23 protein-coding genes are annotated in these 19,817 nt (G+C 60.5%); 11 read left to right on the forward strand and 12 right to left on the reverse strand.

The features are described from left to right. On the forward strand, positions 1-513 hold a 513-nt coding region (locus HV711_RS27435; RefSeq protein WP_217468971.1), incomplete at its 5' end, for a hypothetical protein. A gap of 4 nt (positions 514-517) precedes the next feature. On the opposite strand, the gene HV711_RS27440 is transcribed toward HV711_RS27435, so the two are convergent. The 6 genes from HV711_RS27440 to HV711_RS27465 all read right to left on the reverse strand — a co-directional run bounded on the left by HV711_RS27440 (position 518) and on the right by HV711_RS27465 (position 3,913). After that, positions 518-751, reverse strand: a complete 234-nt coding sequence (locus tag HV711_RS27440; protein WP_035481616.1) for a helix-turn-helix domain-containing protein — start codon at positions 749-751, stop codon at positions 518-520. Positions 752-821: 70 nt separating this feature from the next. Beyond that, a complete protein-coding gene (locus HV711_RS27445; protein WP_175145370.1) occupies positions 822-1,595 on the reverse strand; it encodes a site-specific integrase in 774 nt (257 codons plus the stop codon). Positions 1,596-1,807: 212 nt separating this feature from the next. After that, the gene (locus HV711_RS27450; protein WP_035481620.1) at positions 1,808-2,377 is read right to left on the reverse strand and encodes a hypothetical protein; all 570 of its coding nucleotides are present in this window, start codon (positions 2,375-2,377) and stop codon (positions 1,808-1,810) included. 40 nt (positions 2,378-2,417) lie between these two features. Then, positions 2,418-2,816 carry a hypothetical protein gene (locus HV711_RS27455; protein ID WP_035481622.1) on the reverse strand — a complete coding sequence of 133 codons (399 nt, stop codon included), beginning with the start codon at positions 2,814-2,816 and terminating at the stop codon, positions 2,418-2,420. Positions 2,817-2,830: 14 nt separating this feature from the next. Continuing rightward, positions 2,831-3,076: a hypothetical protein gene (locus tag HV711_RS27460; protein WP_035481624.1), complete on the reverse strand. Its 246-nt coding sequence runs from the start codon at positions 3,074-3,076 to the stop codon at positions 2,831-2,833. Between the two features lie 60 nt (positions 3,077-3,136). Beyond that, positions 3,137-3,913, reverse strand: coding sequence for a hypothetical protein (locus HV711_RS27465; RefSeq protein ID WP_175145372.1), 777 nt, complete (start codon positions 3,911-3,913; stop codon positions 3,137-3,139). 560 nt (positions 3,914-4,473) lie between these two features. Between HV711_RS27465 and HV711_RS27470 the strand changes: the two genes are divergently transcribed. From HV711_RS27470 to HV711_RS27490, 5 genes are all read left to right on the forward strand, one after another. Beyond that, entirely contained in the window at positions 4,474-5,151 is a 678-nt protein-coding gene (locus HV711_RS27470) for a class I SAM-dependent methyltransferase (RefSeq protein ID WP_175145374.1), read from the forward strand. A 154-nt stretch (positions 5,152-5,305) separates the two neighbouring features. Further along, positions 5,306-5,815 (forward strand): hypothetical protein, encoded by a 510-nt coding sequence (locus tag HV711_RS27475; protein WP_035481629.1) that lies wholly within the window; start codon positions 5,306-5,308, stop codon positions 5,813-5,815. 272 nt (positions 5,816-6,087) lie between these two features. Beyond that, positions 6,088-6,519, forward strand: coding sequence for a hypothetical protein (locus tag HV711_RS27480; RefSeq protein ID WP_175145376.1), 432 nt, complete (start codon positions 6,088-6,090; stop codon positions 6,517-6,519). 82 nt (positions 6,520-6,601) lie between these two features. Further along, entirely contained in the window at positions 6,602-6,856 is a 255-nt protein-coding gene (locus HV711_RS27485) for a hypothetical protein (RefSeq protein ID WP_035481632.1), read from the forward strand. A gap of 80 nt (positions 6,857-6,936) precedes the next feature. Beyond that, positions 6,937-8,685: a VWA domain-containing protein gene (locus HV711_RS27490; protein ID WP_082201475.1), complete on the forward strand. Its 1,749-nt coding sequence runs from the start codon at positions 6,937-6,939 to the stop codon at positions 8,683-8,685. Between the two features lie 458 nt (positions 8,686-9,143). Here the strand turns inward: HV711_RS27490 and HV711_RS27495 are convergent, their stop codons facing one another. From HV711_RS27495 to HV711_RS27520, 6 genes are all read right to left on the reverse strand, one after another. Beyond that, positions 9,144-9,917, reverse strand: a complete 774-nt coding sequence (locus HV711_RS27495) for a hypothetical protein (RefSeq protein ID WP_051224288.1) — start codon at positions 9,915-9,917, stop codon at positions 9,144-9,146. Between the two features lie 479 nt (positions 9,918-10,396). Beyond that, on the reverse strand, positions 10,397-10,747 hold the full coding sequence (locus HV711_RS27500; protein WP_035481638.1) for a hypothetical protein: 351 nt from the start codon (positions 10,745-10,747) through the stop codon (positions 10,397-10,399). Positions 10,748-10,947: 200 nt separating this feature from the next. Beyond that, on the reverse strand, positions 10,948-11,754 hold the full coding sequence (locus HV711_RS27505; protein WP_035481640.1) for a hypothetical protein: 807 nt from the start codon (positions 11,752-11,754) through the stop codon (positions 10,948-10,950). 203 nt (positions 11,755-11,957) lie between these two features. Continuing rightward, complete coding sequence (locus HV711_RS27510; RefSeq protein WP_035481642.1) at positions 11,958-12,908, reverse strand: hypothetical protein; 951 nt, start codon at positions 12,906-12,908, stop codon at positions 11,958-11,960. A gap of 165 nt (positions 12,909-13,073) precedes the next feature. Beyond that, positions 13,074-13,535 (reverse strand): hypothetical protein, encoded by a 462-nt coding sequence (locus HV711_RS27515; RefSeq protein WP_035481644.1) that lies wholly within the window; start codon positions 13,533-13,535, stop codon positions 13,074-13,076. Positions 13,536-13,653: 118 nt separating this feature from the next. After that, positions 13,654-14,346: a hypothetical protein gene (locus HV711_RS27520; RefSeq protein WP_035481646.1), complete on the reverse strand. Its 693-nt coding sequence runs from the start codon at positions 14,344-14,346 to the stop codon at positions 13,654-13,656. Between the two features lie 165 nt (positions 14,347-14,511). On the opposite strand from HV711_RS27520, the gene HV711_RS27525 reads away from it, so the two are divergent. The 5 genes from HV711_RS27525 to HV711_RS27545 all read left to right on the forward strand — a co-directional run bounded on the left by HV711_RS27525 (position 14,512) and on the right by HV711_RS27545 (position 18,907). Continuing rightward, complete coding sequence (locus tag HV711_RS27525) at positions 14,512-15,084, forward strand: hypothetical protein (protein WP_035481648.1); 573 nt, start codon at positions 14,512-14,514, stop codon at positions 15,082-15,084. Further along, complete coding sequence (locus tag HV711_RS27530) at positions 15,081-15,659, forward strand: 2OG-Fe(II) oxygenase (protein WP_035481650.1); 579 nt, start codon at positions 15,081-15,083, stop codon at positions 15,657-15,659. The genes HV711_RS27525 and HV711_RS27530 overlap by 4 nt, the downstream gene beginning before the upstream one ends. Beyond that, positions 15,656-16,228, forward strand: coding sequence for a DUF6817 domain-containing protein (locus HV711_RS27535; protein ID WP_051224291.1), 573 nt, complete (start codon positions 15,656-15,658; stop codon positions 16,226-16,228). Before HV711_RS27530 ends, HV711_RS27535 begins: the two co-directional genes overlap by 4 nt. A 148-nt stretch (positions 16,229-16,376) precedes the next feature. Continuing rightward, positions 16,377-17,597 (forward strand): TcpQ domain-containing protein, encoded by a 1,221-nt coding sequence (locus HV711_RS27540; protein WP_035481652.1) that lies wholly within the window; start codon positions 16,377-16,379, stop codon positions 17,595-17,597. A gap of 212 nt (positions 17,598-17,809) precedes the next feature. Beyond that, positions 17,810-18,907: a CAP domain-containing protein gene (locus tag HV711_RS27545; RefSeq protein ID WP_063826559.1), complete on the forward strand. Its 1,098-nt coding sequence runs from the start codon at positions 17,810-17,812 to the stop codon at positions 18,905-18,907. The last annotated feature ends 910 nt before the right edge of the window (positions 18,908-19,817 follow it).

A 19,817-nucleotide genomic window follows, 5' to 3' on the forward strand; every position in this document is an offset into this window, starting at 1 on the left:
GTCCCGCGCCTTGCTTCATCATGTGCACTTCTATCGCAGCGCGAGACAACCCGTTTCGTTTCATCTCGAATAGCGCGGGATGCCGATCCTCAAATAGACCGGGACGTAACAGCCTGGCGCGTCGCCAACATGCCCCCTACCCGCAGGGAGCAACGGGTTGCATCGCGCCGCGCCAACGCCATCGCGCGAGCCGCCTCGCTGGATCCGGCGGTGGTGATCTTCAAGGTGGACTACCGCGCTTCGGAGACGGATGTGATCCTGCGCGAGGAGTTCAACGCCGTGCGTGAATATCCCAGGGCTGCGGAGAGTGAGGATCTGACGGCATGCCTGGACGATCCCGCGTTCTGGCAGTGGCTGGGCGCCCGCCTCGCCGCGGCGAGTATCCCTGTCGAGCGGATTGTTGCACTGAAGGCTGCACGGGCGACCGGCCCCGTGGTGACCCTGCTATCCGATGACGCCCTGCCACGGGAGCATCAAGCGATCGCGGCGCGCGGGTCATGCGAACACGCGTAACTGATCACGGGACGTCCTCCTGTTTGTCGCACTCGGCCAGCACGGCCCCCGCCATCATCAGGAGACCGAGTTGCAGCACGCTGGCTAGTCGCACGGCCGTCGCAAAACGGATGTTCGGATAGCGCCCCGACTCACTGCCCTGGAGATGTCCTTTCGAACTGCCTGCGGCGGACGCGCCCCCCCGCAACGTCAGGCCAAGTTCTTCGCGTCTCGCTTTGAGTATCCCGGCGACGGTCATGGCATCGACTCACGTGAAAACGATAACGGCAATCCGGGCCGATTCGAGCTGCTCCACGATCACGTTCAGTTCAGTCCAACACCGCGTGCGTCATTTCCTTCGACGTGTGACGCTCCTCGCGATTGTCTCCCGACCTGTCAAGTGCGTAGAAAGAGCGCGTCAGCCAGTACGGCGTCGCCTCTTCGAGCCGCGCCACTAGACGCGATTCGAGGCCCTGACCCTGGAGATGCGACGCAACTGCAGCGAACATCGCCTGCACGTTGGTGTAGATGCCTTGCGCGCCCATCGGGCGCCAACCATTGCCAACAATGAGTGGGGTCTCGTCGTCTGGCCTCGGGTGCCAGTTCAGCATCAGTGATTGTCGGTATCGCACGAGCTCGGCGACAAGAGCGTCACCCAGACGGATGCGGCGAAGCAGGCCGGCGCTGTCGCGAACGTCCAGGACCCAGCAACAGGTCGCGGTTGCGTGCTCCACCTGCCGAAAGCAGTGAAGGTTGCCCATCGTGAGCGCGGGACGTCGCGAGCTGGCCGCGATTTCCTCGCGCTGAGCTCCGGTATAGGCGAGTAGCCAGAAGATCCAGCGCCGCGTGGAGTACGAGCGACGATGACCGCCCGGCTCATGTGCCAGCGCGTCAATCACCCCACCGATCGTAACGAGCTCGGCCTGCGTGAAGTGTTTATCATGAACGGAGGGTTTCGCGCGACTACTGCCCTTTACCACCGGGACCGGATTGACTTTGATAACGCCGCGTTCGCAAAGCGTCGCATACAGGGAACGCAGAACTTGCAGCCCGTATCGCGCCACGTCTTCGCTCGGACGCGTACGCGCATATTCCTCGAACACGGCCGGCGTGGCACCTACCAGGCCACCGGCGATGCCGGACGAGCAAACAAAGTCGAGGAATCGCGAGCTTTCCCGCTTATATGCGGTATGCGTGTGTCCACGATAGCGACCCAGCCACGCCGACACAGCGGCCGCTTCGTCGACACCCGGTACAGCGCCCCCTCGGCCGCGCGCCAACGCACGAGGAACACGGCGGAAGCCACCTTGCCGTGTCATTGCGAGGATTGAACGTTGCCGGTGGTATCTGGGTCGCCCGGTTGGACGCGAAATCCGGATTCGCTCAGCAATGCGATTGCCGTTGAAAGTTGTTCCGCGGAACCGAACTGCGCGCGGGGCACGAGGATGACGCCGAGGGGTACCTGCTCCGAGCCTTCTGCTCCCCGCTTCCAGAGCTGATCATCTGCCATCAGGCATTGACCGTGTTCGTCGACCAGGGTGATCGCCCCGCCTTCCGCCGCTAGCCATGTACTCGCCCGCAGGGTTTTGCCCGCATGCTCGTGCTCGGCGTCGGGAGGAAAGGCGACAGCGAAGGTCATCGCATGACTGCAACGGGATTCGTCCCACGGCCGTGTGACCTCAACGATGTCCTCAAGCGGTGTATAGCCGGCAGCGCGCAGTGCCTCGCGCGCCTGCTGCCAGCTAAAGTACGGCGCTTCTGTTGCCAGCGCGACGAGTACCCGGTCAACTTCTGCTTCTGGGTCCATGCATCCATCAGGTACCAGTAGCAGCTTCTGATGCTGAATGTCGCCCGAGACGGACGACAGTAGTGCGACTTTCGGCATGGTGTGCGATCAAACTCTGGATGGTACGGCGATTTTGCATTCAAACACCGCCGTCATTTAATTCCTCGTGCGAGTCGCCGCGTGCGGCTGCACCGGAATGACCATTCGCCCGTATGTCGGCGCGGCGTTCAGCCTCCGCCTTCAGGCCAACGACGAAGCCTGCCTCGGCGTTTGTCAGCCCGGTGAGCTGGCCGACGGGCGCGTCTTGCGGCACCGATAATTTTCCCTGTATTTGGGCACAAAAGGCCTGACGCCGCGCTCGTTCAAATAGCGAATAGGTGACACTGGCGTGAGTGTCCGCGAGGAAGCTGAGCTCGTCTTCAACCAGCCGGTTGATTTCTTCAGGCTCGAGCGACAGTTCGCGAGCCGATGCACGCTCGTACAAAGCCGCCAGGCTAAAGGGTCGATAGCGACGCCTGCGCGTGATGTCGCGACGCATGGGCGTTCTGCACTCTAGTGGGAATGCGTTGCGTGCCGTTGCGCGAGGCTTTCCGTCTCAATCGCCGCGATAGCCTGGCGCAAAAACTCGCTCGCGTAGGCGTCCCCGAAATTCAGCCGTAGCGCTGTGATTGACGAGATGGCGATGGCCTGCAGGAGCGCTCGCGCGTCGGGGCGTCGGACTGTTCCGAGTTGCTGCACAACCTCCCGCATCGCAGCGTGTCCGAGTTCCAACAGCTCGACGTTCTTTTCTTCATCCATAGCCAGACTTCATCCTGTTTTCCAACCGCCACACGGCGGTGGAATGGGTCCTATCTCGACCTACCAGTCCATCGACACCGCGCTGACATTGGTCCGGCCCGTCCGCCCGCCACTGGTCTGCGCTCCCTTCGGAAGTCGACGAACGTTCTGGTCCAGCCGCACTCCCGCGCAGGCGTTCAACCGGGTCAGGGATTGCGAGCTCGGGAATGACGGGTTCAGCGGCGCGAGGGCGGTGGCATCAATCAGCAGGGACATCAGTTTCTCTTTTGTCGCGGCAGACATCCTGCGCCGAGCCGTGAGTATCTCGATTGTCGTTCGGCACGCATTCTGCCGGACGTCGAGAAAACGGTCAGTAAGACCAGGATGTGCGCTGATTCCGAGAAGGTCTGTGTCGCCAAGAGGTGCATTGTCGAAGGGGCTCAGACTTGAGCGTCGTGCGATCAGCATTCCACCACCACTGAAAACGTACACCCCCTGCCCGACGGATCCATAAAGATCCAGCATCGAATCGAGAGGATCGGAAAGCGACGACGCAAGGATCGACGCATCATCGACGTGAGTGTGTGCTCGCGCTGCCGTACAGAAAAGATCGCGGATATCGATCGCCGCACGCGCGGTGCCCAGCCGCTGCGCATCGAGCGCACGGAGCGCGCCGGCGACTCCATCCACCAGTGCATAAATCACTTCTGCTCCAGCGGATGAATAGAGGTGGACGGGGCGCATCTTTGCGCGACTGTCTGGCTGCACATGCGTGAAGATGAGGGTTGCCTGGACGGACGGTGTATCACGTTTGATACCGCGTGTAGCGACAACTGGGAGGAGTGCTCTGATGGTCATGGTCACTACTGTTCTTTTCTTTGGCATTTATCAGCGTCGGCGGCCACAGCGTACGCGAGCCGCGACCTGACCCGAGGAGTCCGATCTGACTTGAGCAAGCTGAGAATGCAATACTCGCCACCGTTTATATCGGCACATTCCCGCAGAAATTTAGCCTCCCGATACCCGAATCAGGACGACTGAATTCTTGAGCCGATTTCCATCCGATCACATCCTGTGAGAATCATCGAATATTTCAAAACCCTTTCGGACCTCATGCATTAGAAATATTCAGGAAGGAGTGAGCGGTCAACCGTTTATAGCACCGATTCTTCTGACTAAATTATCGGCAACAACACCAAGCTTTTCGTCTGCAAGGCTCGCGTCGCCCGGTAACTCGGCCCCACATCACCTGATGTCATCTCGGCCGATAATTTCCCGCTTATGAAATCAGATAGTATGAATAATAATCTTACGCTGAATTTCACTCAGAAACGTCGACAATGGCATTCATGAGCGCATCCCCCACGCGAGACAACGCACCACGACCGGTTAGCCAGCATGCCCTGACTGATCAGGTCGTGAAGCTGGAACATCTCGAACTGAGGGTGTCACCACACATGGACAGACACACGGTGGAGACCCTGCTTGGCATTCGGCCGCTCGAGCAAACCGAATTTGGACTTGCTGCGCAGATCATCCGGCCAGGACAAACGGTGGTCGATATTGGCGCCGGTTCGGCCGCGTGGTCCCTGTGGGTCGCAAGTCTTGGCGCACGCGTCGAAACGTTCGAGCCTTCCCCCCTCCTCTGTCCTGTCGCGCAGGCCAATCTGGATGCGAACCGGTGCCTTCCCGTTGAGTTTCATTCGCGTTGGGCCGTGGTGCCCAGCCACCAGGGCGGACCCGTCAATCTGGTATTGCCTGGGCACGGTTATGACGCGGCCTGTGTCGAACGTTACACGCGCGCTGGCGACCCCGATGTCATGCCCGTTCCCTGGCTCGAGTCCGCCGAGCGGCTCGTGCGTCGGATACGCCCGGACGCTGTGTTCGTCGAAACGTCCGGGATGGCTTGCGAAATCGCCATGGCGATCGCGAATGTCCGGCATGACCGCCCGCGCACGCTGATCGCGCGGCTGCGCCCGGATCTCGAAGGGGAACAAAGCATACGCAGCGCAGTGGAGGCCATCCGGGGGCTGGGCTACTCACTGCGCCTCGACATGCCAACGATGTTGTGGGACGGATGGATATTCGAGTGCTAACCGGCACCGAATCCGCAGATTTATGCAGAACGCAGTGAGCAGGCAGCAGGGTGGCGCAACCACGGCCACGAATATTTTTTGGAAAACCATATCGGGCACTAGGTCAAACCAACCCGTTCAGCTCCCCTAGTGCTGATTCTCCGGAGAACCAATCATGAAAAAAGCCTTCAATTTCTCGCTTTTCAAGAACACCGTGGATAGCCTCACTTTCAACAAGGCGAAAGACGAAAAGGTCCGCGCGGACTACAACGGCAACGGCAGCGAACGCGACGGCGCCGAGAAGATCCAGATCATCGGCATCAAGGCACTCTCGCAAGGCGGCAAGCAGTACATCCGCCTGGTCTTCATCGATCGCAATGGTCTCGACAACGAGTATCACAACGCGGCCCTCTTTCTGAACGAGAAGAAGGATGGCGAAAAGCAGCCGGACTACACCGGCTCGGTCGATCTTGATCGCGACGGCAATGAGCGTCTGCGTCTTGCAGCGTGGCTCAAGACCAGCGATCGCGCCGGCCGCTATCTGTCGGTCAGCGTATCGGAATTCCAGCCGAAGGACGGTGATCCGGCAGTTGCAGGCGCAGAAGGTGCTGAGGGTGCAGAAGGCGGCGCACCTGGAACCCCGGTCGCTGCAGGCGCGCCCGAAGATGACGAAGTCCCGTTCTAAAAACGGCTTTCCGTTCCAGCAACGGTAATCCACAGCCACACCTCCCCGGTGTGGCTTTTTTCTTGCGAGAGCGATTTACAGCTTCTGGCTGAATTTTGAGAGTTCACTGATGGCAAGCAAACCATTTACTCCGTGGCGTCGCGATCTTCACTTTGGTGGCGCAATGATAATCATTGGCGTCGGCACACTCGCCATTCTCATCCATACCGGGATAGCCAGCCCCCTGCGCTACGGTCCGTTCGCGGTGCTTCTGACTGTCTTCGGGTACTGGCGTGCGACGCGGCTACTACCGCTGGCATGGAAAACACACCGAGGGGAAAGCACTCGACGCGCTTCGCGCGCGACTGCCTGCCGGCTGGACAATCACAACCAACGTGATGACCCCATCGGGTGACTGCGACGCCATCGTGTCGACCGGCAAAATCAGGTTTGTTATCGAGATCAAGTCGGTACGGGCCGTGACGCTAACCCACAAGTTCTTTGGCCCCACAACACTCGCATTCGGGCGCGATGTCGGGGCGACGCCGACGAGTCACCTCGCGCAGGCAGCATTCAATGCTGGCAGCGCAGGCGGTGTTGCCATACTGTGGTATCCCCTCGCCCGCAAGAAAAACTATGGTCTCATCGGTGCAACGTGGGTCGTTACCGGCGCCGCGGGAATGCTGGTAGGGGCAATGCAAAAGCACCTCGCGGCCGCGAGGTAGCCATCGGCAAAATGCTTTTTTTCTCCGGGACATGTTGTGGGCCAAGCCCCTTCCTTCCCAATCTTCACGACGGAGAAAAATCATGCGTACCACCCATCAACTGCTCGACTTTGCAGTGACGAACGTGGCCTATCGCGAGGCACGTGGGAACCTGCATTACCGCGCAATCGACGCGCTCGGCTATGTCCGTGACCCAGGTCCATCGGTCGACATGGAGCAATACACCTGTGCACACCAGTGGGCGTATACAGGAACGGCCTATGGCGGTGACGATACAAGTTACTTCGGCGAAGGTCGCTGTTATTGCCTTCGCTGCGGCATCGATGGCGATGTCTGAATACTTCCTTCGCTCCCAATACACTGATCCCGTCCCGCACCCTGTGCAGGCGGGATTATTTCTTTGGAAACGCCACTTCGATGCGTAACCTTATGCTTCTCGCCCGGATGCTTGCGAACAGGCACAACCTCGAGGTTGAGGTTAATCCCAAGGCGGACAATGCAAGCACGACCCGGAAAAAGCTCACACTGCCCGGAATCTGGGTCGACGCGGTTTTGCCCACCGGCTATCCGCAGATTACCGAGCTGCTCGAGGGTGTCATCGATCACCTGGCTGCGGGACACGCCCGACACACGGATTTCGATGCCTACGACGCCTGTATGGCGCACGCTGGACCACTGAAAAGCTCGATCCTGGGTATTTTTGAAGACCTGCGCGTGGAGAGGCTGGCGGCGGAAGTCTACCCAGGCATCGCAAGGAATCTCGCGAGGACAGTGGAGCTGCTGGTTCCCATGGGCTTCTTCGGCCAGATCCGCGACATAGGCCATGCACGGCCTGCCCAAGGGCTTGTCGAGGCCATGCTCTGCGTGGGACGGGCGACGCTCCTGCGTGGCCAGGACGCTCCGCTGAGGGACCTGGCCCGTGCATATGAAGTGTGGATCCGGGCGCAGTGCCCCACGCTGTGGCTGCACATGATGGACATCATTCGACGGGCGTGGAGTGCCTCGTCGACCGGCGAAGTCGTCACGCTCGTCGACGAGGCCATGCAGTTGCTCGGAGACCTCGCCACTGGCGACACCATAGCGCGCGATGCGACGCCCTCCTCTTGTCCCGACTCCTCGAGCGGCGGCGCAGACGACACGGACTGTAAACGTGACGGGCAAGGCGGCCCTGCGTCTGCGATTCGCGGGGAAGAGGACGCCGCAGCCGCCACAGAGGCGCCCGGTGAAGCTGCCACCCAGTCGCCCAGCGATGTGGCGGTGACGACACAGGAACAGCGCTTCGCACTCTCGGTACTGGTGCAGCAAGACGTACGGCAGGCGGATATGGGCGATATGGTGGGCGAAGCCCTCGGGGGCGCCGTAAGCGCGCTGCCGGCGGACACCCGTATGGCTACGAAGGCTGCCGGCACGCGCAAATTGCCACTGCCTCCGACCTGGATCGCCACGGCTGGCCGGATCCGGGGGCGGCTCGGGCGGGACTTCGAGGCGCTCCTCGAGTCGCGCAAGGACGCGAATCGCCATGTCGGCTTCGTTGGACGTCGTCTGCAATCGAACCGCATTCATCGCCTTGTGGTGCTAGACGGCCGGGTATTCCGACGCCGGCGCGTCGAGGACGAAATCAATGCGTGCGTCAGTCTGCTAATCGACGTTTCGGGCAGCATGGGAGTCAAATCCCCGGCCGGTTTCGTTCCGCTCGAAGCAGCTGGCGGGACGCTCGTTGCGCTGGCCGAGTTGCTCGAACTGCACGAGATTCCCTTTGCCGCTGCTGTCTTCAACGCTCGCGTCTGTACGATCAAGCAGTTCGGCGAAAGCTGGAAACGAGTGTCCCATTGCGCGCAGTCGATCCCCGTCCTCGGCGGCACCACCGCACTCGCCCCGGCATTACAATCGGTGCTGACGGGGATAGCCGATCGCGATGAGGCGCGACGCCTCGTCGTGGTGGTGCTGGACGGCCGGACTCCAGATATGGAGCAGGTGGCGGCCTTGTACTCCGATGCGCAAGAGATGGGTATTGAAATAGCAACCGTGCTGATCGCAAAGACTGGGGATCGCTATGTCGCGCCATATGCCGAGATGCTACGCAAGTTCGGTCGGCAGCCGTCCCTGACAGATTCGATGGATACGCTCGCGAAGACCATCATTGACGAGGTACGTTCCCTGATCTGAGTCGTGCGTGGAATCTCACGGCCCAATCAGTTCTTTCCCCCTTACCTATACCGTGCATCAAGGCGCCGCTTCCCTCCTGCCTCGCAGCGGACAGGACTCCGTAATTTTCCTCACAGAGCCAAACGGGAACCGCAGGAACCAGCTTTGGGAGCGCTGGCGCTTTGACGATGCTCGCGGTTTATGCATAGAACGTCTCACTTCCTCTATTGGCTAGCAGAGGGACCTCTCCATCAACATGGCAGGGGTAATAGCTGGTACGACCGCGCTCGATTCGTTCCTCCGAAGCGCCTTCGGTCTTCGCCGCCCTTATATATTCCGCAAGCCGCGCAGGCTCTTTTTCGAACGTGGCACAAGGTCAAACACTGATTTGCTTGAAGAGTCGCGAGAACGTACAGGCGAAAAAACGGCCCGCCATCCGAAAGGAATGGCGGGCTGTGGGTTACGCGTTCAAAAACGAGTTACGTGCACGAGCAAGGGCGCGCGACTTCAGACTCCGCTCGTGCTTCGGAAGACCGGTCATCGTCAGCCTGCAGGTACTCCTGCTGTACTCGATCGCGCGTCTCATTCGAGGCATGCTGAGTTGCGGTTTCGGCGTCCGTCAGGCCTTCAGGCATCGAGGCTACCACCTGATCCAGCAGTTCGTCGACTTCGGCATACGCGGAAAGGAGTTGTCCCACGTTGCCCAAGAGTCGGCGGTTTGCGTGGCGCGCCTCGCCTAGCTGCCTCAAAAGGTCCATTTCGACCGGACTCCCCTTCAAGACCTTCTGCGCACGCTCCAGCCAGCCGCCCGGACGGCTGAATTCATGCTCACCGATGCCGCCCGGCACGGCAACTTCGGCCAGCATGGCGACCAGTGCCTGCTGTCGACCACTCCTTGACAGGGTGGCGGCCGGCAAGTCGTTCTGCCGCGGTTTCCGTGGAGTATCAGGCGCCCAACCCGACTCCACGTCCTGGCTCGGGAGATAGGTGGTCGATTTACGGTATTCATCGTCACCGTTTTCGTCCACCAGAATACCGACGACTTCTTCGGCATACTCACCACCCCGGATGGCATCATGCAGATCAGTCGAGGATTCTGCCTTTGCAATCGCGTCAAGCTGCGACGACGCCGAAGCGACGTCGACCGTGACTCGAACAACAGCATACAAAGTGACGCGGTATCCCGCTTCTTTCGCTGCAGCAATATCAACTTCCGACGTAACCCTTGCAGCTACCGGCCTTTTCCCTTCCATAACGAGATCTCCTGTGTAAGTAAGCCCGCAGCTGACGCGGGCGATGAACTGAGCACTGGGAATGTCCCGGCGGAAAATATCCCGTCGTGCGAAACGCAGGCGTGAGCTCACATCGTCGCGACGGCACCGGCCGCTGCACGTCAACCATCAAACCTCGGAGAAACGGGAAGAGTGGCAGCAAAGGAAAAGCCCGCGTCTCGAAAGAGCGCGGGCTTGTGGGTTTCAGAATGTTCGGTCAGGAACACGTCATCGGATGCGAAACGGGGAAAACCAGGATCCGACCGTCCCCGCAAAGAACGAAATCGCCCCGTTCGCCTGGCGGTTCTTTAACAACTATCTTCGGCCGAAAGTCCGGACTGCGCGCTTGCGAGGATGCGGAACATGCGCACAAAGAGGAGCCGGCTAGCGCGACAATTAGTATCACGAGAATGTTGGGCATATAAAGAAGGAAGTTGTCGAACGTTACTATGCGGTAGCGCTCATGTAGCCATCTTTCCAATCACCGGGCCACGAGAATCTTCCAACCACGCCTGGGCCTCTGGGGACGGCGTCATGTCCGGCTCTCCGCCCAGAAAGCGGATCAAGGCGTCCGGGTCCACCCCATTCGCAGGTGCAACCTTCCGGAACTCCGCTAGCGTCGCGCGCGCACTCTCAATCTCCCGGCGGCGATTGAGAAATGCGTCCGCCTGATAGCGCCCCGCCTGCCCGACACGCCTCTCGAGGTCCGCAGCTCTGTTTATGCCCTCTCGTATCTCCGCCAGGCGGTTCAACGCGAACGAGACGGCACTGCGCACATTCTCCGGCACCTTTTCATGCGTTGTTTGTTCCATCTTCAAAGCTCCTGTGTGAGTATGTCCGCCATGGGCGGGTAGTGAACTAAGCACAGGGAATGGCGCGGCAAAAAAAACCGTATCTTCGAGGAGATTGCGGGCGACGGATTTTCGGGTTCGCGCCGAGAGGTCAAGAACATGTGAAGCACACGAAAAAAAGCCCGTCATCCGTGAGGAGTGGCGGGCTGTGGGTTGCAGGTTTAGTTACATTCCTGGGGCGGGCTCGGACGCCGCAAGTCATCCGGCGCGACGTTCACAAATGCCAGCCAGCGATCGCTGGACGGCAGTGCCTTCACAAGATCCACGACAGCCGACTCATCTGGATAGTGGTCGATGAAGGTCTCGTTCATGATGGCGTTCTGCAGGTACATCAAGTCAGCCAACGTGCGTGCACCATGTGTCTCCACGATATCCGACAGCGCTTCGACCGCGTCCAGCAACTCCTGCATAAACTCCACAGCAGGTTCGGTACCGACGCGTTTCGGGTCGTCAAGTTTGAACTCCTCGACGAGGTGCAAACGACCTGCGCCAGTATATTCACCGATCAACGTCGTCGACACCACAAAACAGTCGCTATCATGCCGGGCAATTAGTGCCGCCCGCCGATCCGGAGCAAGGTCCGCCGTCACGCATTCGCGAAAGCTCGCAACGGCCTCCTCGAGATTCCCCGCAGCGATCAGCTCCACCAAATCATCATCGTCACCCGGCACTCGCCCAGACACTACGTACAAGTGGTCAATCTGCGACCTATCCAGGCTATCAGGCGGACCCTCCTTCCCTTTCGCTTGTTCAGCGTCGGCAAGGTCAGCCGCATACTGTGTGTCGATACGTGCGATCGCGAAGCGATGGTCACGCAGCGCGGCGTCCGATGCTCCGATTGAGGTCGAACCCTGGAGACGTCGCGCCAGCCTGTCCTGCGCATCGCGCGTTCGCTGAGTGTAAATTTCCACCAGCGTCAAGACCGTCTCCTGCTCTTGCCGTGGTTGCTGGCTATGAAAGTTGTCCATGTTTCAGATCTCCATCGTGTCGTATCAGCCCGTGCCACCGGGCGATGAACTAAGCACATTGGATGTCCCGCCGAAAAATAATCGCCCTGAACGCGGACCGCCAGTTCCCACTTTCGCGGTCGGGCCAGTGAAAATCACGCAATGAATGGGCGAGAAAAAGCCCGCCATCCGTAAGGATTAGCGGGCCGTGGATTGCGAGTCGATCACCTGCGGGACAAGGAACTCTCGAGTCCCGTGTCATCACCAACGGGAACCTCGATCGGGGCGGCCAGATCGAGAAAACGATCGGGTACCCCGCCGGTCCCCTCAGGATCATCCCGGTAGTCGTCGTGATCGAAAACGATCACGTCGGCCCCGGCGTCTGAAACATAGTCTGCAATACCTCCTGACACCGTCACGAGTACCCGCACGGGCGGCTGCCCGGAAAACTGCAGGTGCTCAATGAGTTCGTCAATCCCGCCATCATCGAGTGAAACGACATCGTCTCCGTTCGTGGCAATGTCGTGAATGGCATCGCTTCGGTTCGCGGGATTGCCCTGACCTTTCTCCTCGTAGAACCGCAAAGCGGCCAGCATGGTCGCGTGCTGCTCGCGTGACAAAGGGTAGAGCAATGTCGGTGCAATCTGCTTCTCTTCCGGCTTCAACGGCCTTTTCGTGCCGTCGCGCGCCGTCACAGCCTCATCTTCGTTTCGATAGCTATTGAGGTTCTTCCATCCGGCACCCACGTCGTCTTCGATCCAGTGGTCCAGGAACCAGTTCAGACCGGTGGAGTTTGGACAATGCTCGATACGAAAACGCGGCTCGGGCCTCATCCCATGCTTGGGTTCGAGGCAGTAACGCCTGGCGACGTCAAATGCCGTCCTGAATGACTCGCCCGTCAACTCACCGAGTGAATACCGAGACTGGCTATCGGCGGCGTTCCGAATGTCTTTCAGCGCCATCGCAAGGATGCTCGCATCCGTTCGGGTGGGGCGGTCGCGATCGCGGTTGTCGAGGTCGTGGCGTGACATCGCGTTCAGGACGATGGGAGTCCAGGCCTCCGCCGGTTCATCCACGCTGTAGCGACCCAATCGCCGGACAGCAGTCACCACCGCGTGTAGCGCACCGGCGAGAGTTTGCTCATCGGATAACGTCGACTCGATTTTGCTTTCCATAACGAAATGTCCTATGTAAGTAAGCCCGCTGCTGAGACGGACGATGACTAAGCACAAGAGATGACGCCGCAAAAAAAAGCCCGCATCTCGAAAGGTGCGGGCGTGTGTTGGACGGAGCTCGCCCGCGCATCCGGATGACGGATTGCGCGGGCTGCGATCGTGGTTCTAGTTCTGGGGCTGGCCATCGACCTCGTAGAGGTACGGCGGAAGGTCCGGATCGAGCGAGACTTCGCTTACGATCGTCTGGCCAAGGATCTCACCCAGATTGGCGTCTGAGCACCGCAATGTCTCTCGCATGGAGCGTTCCGCGTGCGTCACGCTTTTTGCCTTGAATCGCAGCGAACACGTCAGCCTGATGTCAAATGCGTATTCATGATCTGACTCTTCATCTTCCTTATCCCGCACGTAATTGCCTTGATCGTTCGGCACAAAGGCTGCCATCGGAGGAGACACGCCATCGTTCGTGTCAAAGAGCTCGACGCGTAGAGGCGCTTCGATGTCCCCGTACAAACGCACCGTACGCGTACGACTCTGAAGTTCGGTGAAGGGTTGTAACCGCGTCTCAAACACATGATCGACATCGCCGCGGTGGTCAAATGCGGTGATCTGCGCAGTGTTCCGTTCCATGTTCAAATCTCCTGGGAAGTAAGCCCGAAGCGGGCGGGCGATGGACTGAGCACAGGGGATGTCATGACGAAAAAAACCCGCCATCCGTAAAGGACTGGCGGGCCGTGTGTTGAGAAAGTTACGTGCTCGTCATTGGCTCCGGACTTGCGTCATCCTGCGGGCTTCGGGTTTGCGGGTGCGCAGAGCGATACAGCTTTTCTGCTTCTTTGACGGCGGCCTGCTTGTCGGGGAGATTGCCGTTTTCGGATCGAACATACGTCCCATCCTCGAGACCGGTTTCGATATCTTCGATATGCGCATTCGCCATCTCGATTAGCACGGCCAGCACCCCCGAGGGGACCTGAACAACGTCGACTGCCACTGCCCCGGCTTTCGCTGCAGGCGGCCGCCTGAGTCCTGCTTTGTGAAGCGTGGCCGCAGCGAGGGTCTTTGCGTCCGTCGCGTTGCCCGCCGCGATCAGTTCAAGCACCTGCATGAGCGCCCGTGTGAGTCCGTCAACCCTCTGCCCTACGGCTTCGATACGGTGGACAACGCCGTTCTCATGGATCTTTCGCTGATTCGGATCGAAAACGACGACATATTTTCCAGGCAGAGCCGTGGGGCGAACCGATGCGTTGACTCCTAACCCGGCCAAAGTCTCTACCTGCGACTCAGCCTGATCGGCAATGAAGTGCGCCACCGAATTTCCGCCTCGGTCATCGGACCGTCCAAGCGCTGTCAGACCGCCATACTCGACCGGCAGACAACCGGTGCTGGCCAGCAGGTCTTCGATTGACTTGCTGTCAGTGTTCCACGGCATTTTCCCATTCATGATGCGAATCTCCTTGTTTGCGTGTAAGCCCGCGATGTGCGGGAGAAGAGCTGAGCCAAGGAAAGGTCCCACAGAAAAATAGCTCGCTTGCCGTCGTCGCAGGCCATGCCTGAGCACTACCAACGTTGATAATTTGAAGCAGGCTCGAGCTGCTATGCTGGGCCGATGGCCACCCTCTTCCTTGATCCCCTGTCGTCCCGGATCGTGTACTTCCACCGCTCCGGATCCGGTCCGGTACCCACCGAGCAACTCGTCGTTTCCGAAGACGGCAAACGCGGTCTTGTCCCTTCAGAGCTTCGCGTCGTCGACGTTCCCGATGGCGACGTACCCGCCGAGATGCACGCTCTCAACTGTGCGCAATACCGATATAGCGAACGTTTGACGAGGACGGACGTCGATGACAGCGCGCCGGCAACTCCCAGCTTCGTGCTGCCGGTCCCGATCCGGGCCCCGCATGTGCCCGAGGCCGGGGCAGAGGACTGGCGGGCGCCACTGCATACGCGCACGACACCGGGGTACGGCGCGATCGCGGCGCACCTGCGTTGCGCGCAGGCGCAAGCCGCATTGCGTGGCGAGGATCCGTCGATTCACCCGATCATCACCGCCCGCGCGCGCGTACGTGGCATCCCGGTGGTGGTGGCCGCGACCCAGATCCTCGAAGAGGTCGAGGTGATCTATGACCAGATCTCGCGAGCCGAGACCGACATCGAGCTTGCCAGGGCGGATACATCGAAATGACAGTCACACGCGAACCGCGGGCGCAAAGCTACCAGCTGATGCGCTTCGACGATTTTCTGCCGGGCCCGCAGGCCGAGGCGCTAGCCAACGCAGCGCGAACCCTGCCCTGGCAATTCGGCTGGAAATCAAATGCGAACATGGCAGGTGGCCACTGGCATGTCGACCTCGACGGTGGCACCCGCACCGACAATGACGGCGAAGTGGCGACGCTGCTCACGCATGAGCTCGCCCGCACGCTCTGGGCCGCAGCCGTGGCTGGGCCGATGCACGGACACACACTCGTCCGCGCCTACGCCAACGCCCACACTTACGGCATTGGTGGCAATGCGCATATGGACCGGCGCGACGATGGCTATTGGTCTCTCGTGTACTACGCGGTGCCAGAGTGGCGGGCGCAATGGTGTGGCGAAACTGTTTTTCTGGACCATGCCGGCGACATCGCCTGGTCATGCCTGCCCCGTCCGAACCGCGCGATCGTGTTCCCGGCAAACGTGATGCACGCGGCACGTGCGGTGGATCGCGACTGCCATCAATTGCGGGTCTGCATTGTGCTGAAGACCCGAGCCCCACGATGACGATCGACTCCGAACTCGCGGCACCGGTTACCCGGGCGATCGCTTTTCTGCGGGCACGGGGCGCCGACGGGCTGCAACACAGCGGCGCGAATCTTCTACGTCACCTTATCGGCACGTACGACATCCTCGCGCAGGCGGGCGCGCCTGCGCCGATAGCGCTCGCCGGCCTTGTCCATTCGGTGCATGGGACGGCCGCATTCGAGCACGCCATCTGCCCGTGGAACGAAGCCTCAATGATCGCGGAGCTGGTTGGTCCGCAGACGGCCAGGATCGCGTGGCTATTTTGCCGGCTGGATCGTCGGGTCGCCACGATCAGCGAGCTGATCAGCGGATGTCGGCCGGCGGCGATCGACCGTATTACGCGCGAACAGTTGACCCTCGCTCCGGAAGAGGTAGTTGGGCTCGCCTGGATCGAAACCGCGAACCTGCTCGAGCAGAACGCACTGGCCAACGCGCCTGTCCTCGCGCGCTGCGCCCGGGACTGGGGCATGATCGGGCCACACGGATTTCGGCTCCTTGCCACCAGAACCGAGGCGGAACTGCTGCTGGACGATCCTGCCGTCCGTTAGCGTTGGGCCGCCTCATATACCGGCTCCAGGAACAGGTTAAGCCGATATTTTCATCAATCGCCGCGCGCTTATAATTACCTTTAGGCGATTTGCGATATCAGGCGGGCCGACCTCATCGGTCGATCAACACCTATCCCCGGAGAAAACCATGCGTTCGAGCCTTGCGTTGATGGCGGGCATTGCCCTGCTGCCCGCAGCTTATGTCCATGCACAGCAAAGCCCGGCAGACGGAAAGCAACCCGCGTTGGTCGAGTCTGTTTACCGCGTACCGTTCACCGCCCGCAAGAGTCGCCTGTCGAAGCAGGCCACGTCTGCGCTCGACCCGGTACTCGAGCGCACTTCGGCCGCGCGAGCAATCACGATCGCCGGCTGCGGCGATCCGGGCGCATCGCGGACCTCGATTCCCTACCAGCGCGCGACGCAGATCCGCTCATGGCTCGTGAACAACGGCGTCGATGGGCAAACCGTTGCGATTGCAACCGATACTGATTCCAGCGTGCTCCGGCGTGGACGGCTGTTTGACTGCGCGGTCATCGTGACGAGCTCGGCACCCAGCCATTCCATCTCCGCAACGGTACCGCCCTACACGGCTGCGCAGACACGAGGTTACCCAGCCGAGTCCGACACTGGAGCGCATCCCCTGCCAGTCGATGCTGCCGCGGCGGCGCCGGCGGTGGCGCAGTGGGTCACGACGGGCAGCCGAGTGAATGCCGTTGCGGGCGGAGCAGGAACTGAAATGGCCGCTCGTGAGGGCGACGTGAAACGCACGACTCTCGTACGCGACATCATGGACCTCGTGTCACGACACCAGATTCCGCCCGAGGACGCGGCCGAGCTGCTGTCGCTGCTGATGAAGGAGGACACCACGGGCGCAACGTCGGCGCCAGCGTCCACACGCGGACAGGACGTAAAACCAGCCGCGCGCGGAACCACCGGTGCCGAAGCACCCGCGGCGACAGCACCGAATTACCTGATCCCGGCCGTGTACCGGCCCGAGCCGATGCCGTACGGCTCCCCGCGCGATTACACCTCATCGCAGCAGCCAGCAGTCTCTGTTGCCGTGGCAGCCCCGGGACCAGCCATACAACAGATGGTGGTGCCGCCGGTGGGAGCGCCCAGTGCGCCCGTGCAGAAGGTCTGGATCTTGAACGCCAACCACACGCTCAGGGACAGCATTACTGAGTGGGCACGCTCAGCGGGCTGGAAGGTTCCTGAATGGAAGGCTTCAGATCCTTACAACATTACTCAGGGCGGCCCGCTTACGGGTGGCTTTCTCGACGCGCTACGCACCGTCGAAAGCCTTGTGCCGCATCTCGCCATCAAGGTCAATCCCCAGACCCGCGAGATCCTTGTGACCGATGCTGGTTAGCAGACCACCGAGACATAATTTTTGCCCCGCCATGTCTCTTCGCTAGGCCCCTGAGGCAGTTTTCCGCCTCAATTCACGGATCCGGGCAATTCACATTACCCGATCTTTCAAGAAATTCCCCTTCCAGTCCGATAACCAAAGTGGGTGCGTGGAGCGCAGGTTGCGCCACGTCATCGCTTTGCACATTGGAGTACACCAAGGAATACAACACCATGAAAAAGAACTTTGAAATTAAAAAATTTGCCGTGTACGGTGTGATCGCAGCTTCCACCATCCTTGCCGCATGCGGTGGTGGAGGCGGAAGCAGCAGTGGTGGCAGCTCGAGCACCACGTCGAACGGCAGCACAACGCCCCCGCAAAGTTCAACGTCGCCAAAGACCAGCGTCCCGACACCGACGTATGCGAGCTCCACGATGCAGGCCTCGGCCTTTTCGATGCTGAACGCATACCGTCTGGCCATGGGTGTCGGCGAGCTGTCTCAGGACACTGTCCTGGACACGTCGGGTCAGGCGCATGCCCTGTACCTCAACGCAAACTTCGCCAACGGCAGCATCACCGCCGTGACGCACAACGAGGTATCGACGAACGCGGACTACTACGCAGCAACGCCGCTCAGTCGCGCCCAAAAGGCGGGCGCTCCTGCAACGGAATGGATCAGTGAGAACGCCGCAGTCGGTTTGAGCCAGGCAAGCAGTTCCGCATTTGCATCGGATTGCGTCGGCCAGTTTTTGAACACGGTCTACCACTTGCAGGACGCAACCGAAGTTCAGGAAACGATCGGTATCGGTTTCCAGCAGAACACCACGCAAGGGACTTATTCGTGCGTATTGGACTTCGGCCAGACAACGGGGGTCAGCGGTACCCCAACCGCGAATGGTTACCTCACGTCCGCTGGTCAGCAGATGGCAACGACGGCGATCGCACACTCGCCGCTCGCCAACGAAACCGGTGTGGCGCGCGCAATGACTGCGGAAAGCCCGAATCCGGCACCGGATCTCGCTTCTCCCGGTCGGCCGATCATGGTCCGGGTTACCGCCGCCAACGCGGGGGATGTTCTCACGGTGACCAGTTTCACGTTGACGTCGTCAGGTGGTACGGTTGTGCCGGCTCGGATCATTGTGCCGTCAGCCGCGCTCACGGGTTCCACCTCGAGCGCGACGGCCGATGTGAATAGCGCGATGGCAGTTGGTGTGGCATTCCTGCTGCCGCAAGCTGCGTTAGCTGCGAACACCACGTACACCGTGGCGTTCAGCGGACAGCGTGACGGAACGCCCATCAGCACGACGTGGACATTCACAACGGGTAGCTAGGCATCACAGGCTACTAAACGACAGAGGGGACTTCGGTCCCCTCTTTTTTTTCGCCCTCTGATCAGCCTCCGTTGGTCTCGTATTGAAAGTTGTAGTATTCGACACCCAATACATTCGTCGTGCCCGGAGTCACCCAGCATGCCGCCGTTCCACCATACCCGTCGCCTCCAACCCACATGTCGGCCATCGCCGCAGGGTCCGGTTCCCCTCCCGCCTGGTAGTTGATTTGTGCAATGTTCGCCCAAGGGAATGAAGCGAACCACGTCGCATAGGTGTCGCTAACGGACCCATACGTCGGACCGCCCAACGACCCAAAAATGGCCTGTCCAGCCGCAAGATCACTCGACCAGTGCATAAACCCATTGTCCGGTGTACCCCACGGGTCAACAGTTGCCACCGCGCCGAGGCATACCTGGGACTCCGGCGTGCCCACCGGGATGCCGCCGGCAGGCGGCGGCACAGCGCATCCGAGTCCGACCCAGCTCGATCCGGTCCAGCTCGGCGCTGCGGTCTGGCTGTACCCGGTGGGACACGATGGCGGCGCCTGATAGTTGCATTGTGGCGCCGAGTACTGCGATCCGATCCAGCGTGCCGACGCAACGGTTGTCCATCCCGGATCGGTTGAACAGGTCGGCGCCGGCGCCGGAGCTCTCGCAAGCCCGGCCGTACAGGTCGAGTCCTGATAGCCCCATGAACATCGCACGGGAGCCGCTCCTCCGGTCGCGGCCGCCAGTGCCAGACCTAGCAGCAACAACCCCTTCGGCGGCAGGTTTGCGCATCGCATTTCAGTACCTCGCTCAATAAGTGCAATACGTTTCGGCAATCGCTTCGTCGGGGATCCCCGAGCCACTGCCATCCGTGATGTTGACGGTCCATGAGCCTGTCCCGCTGATTGGCAGCGCTGATCTCT

The organism is Paraburkholderia phenoliruptrix (assembly GCF_902859825.1).
Taxonomy (GTDB): Bacteria; Pseudomonadota; Gammaproteobacteria; order Burkholderiales; family Burkholderiaceae; genus Paraburkholderia; species Paraburkholderia phenoliruptrix.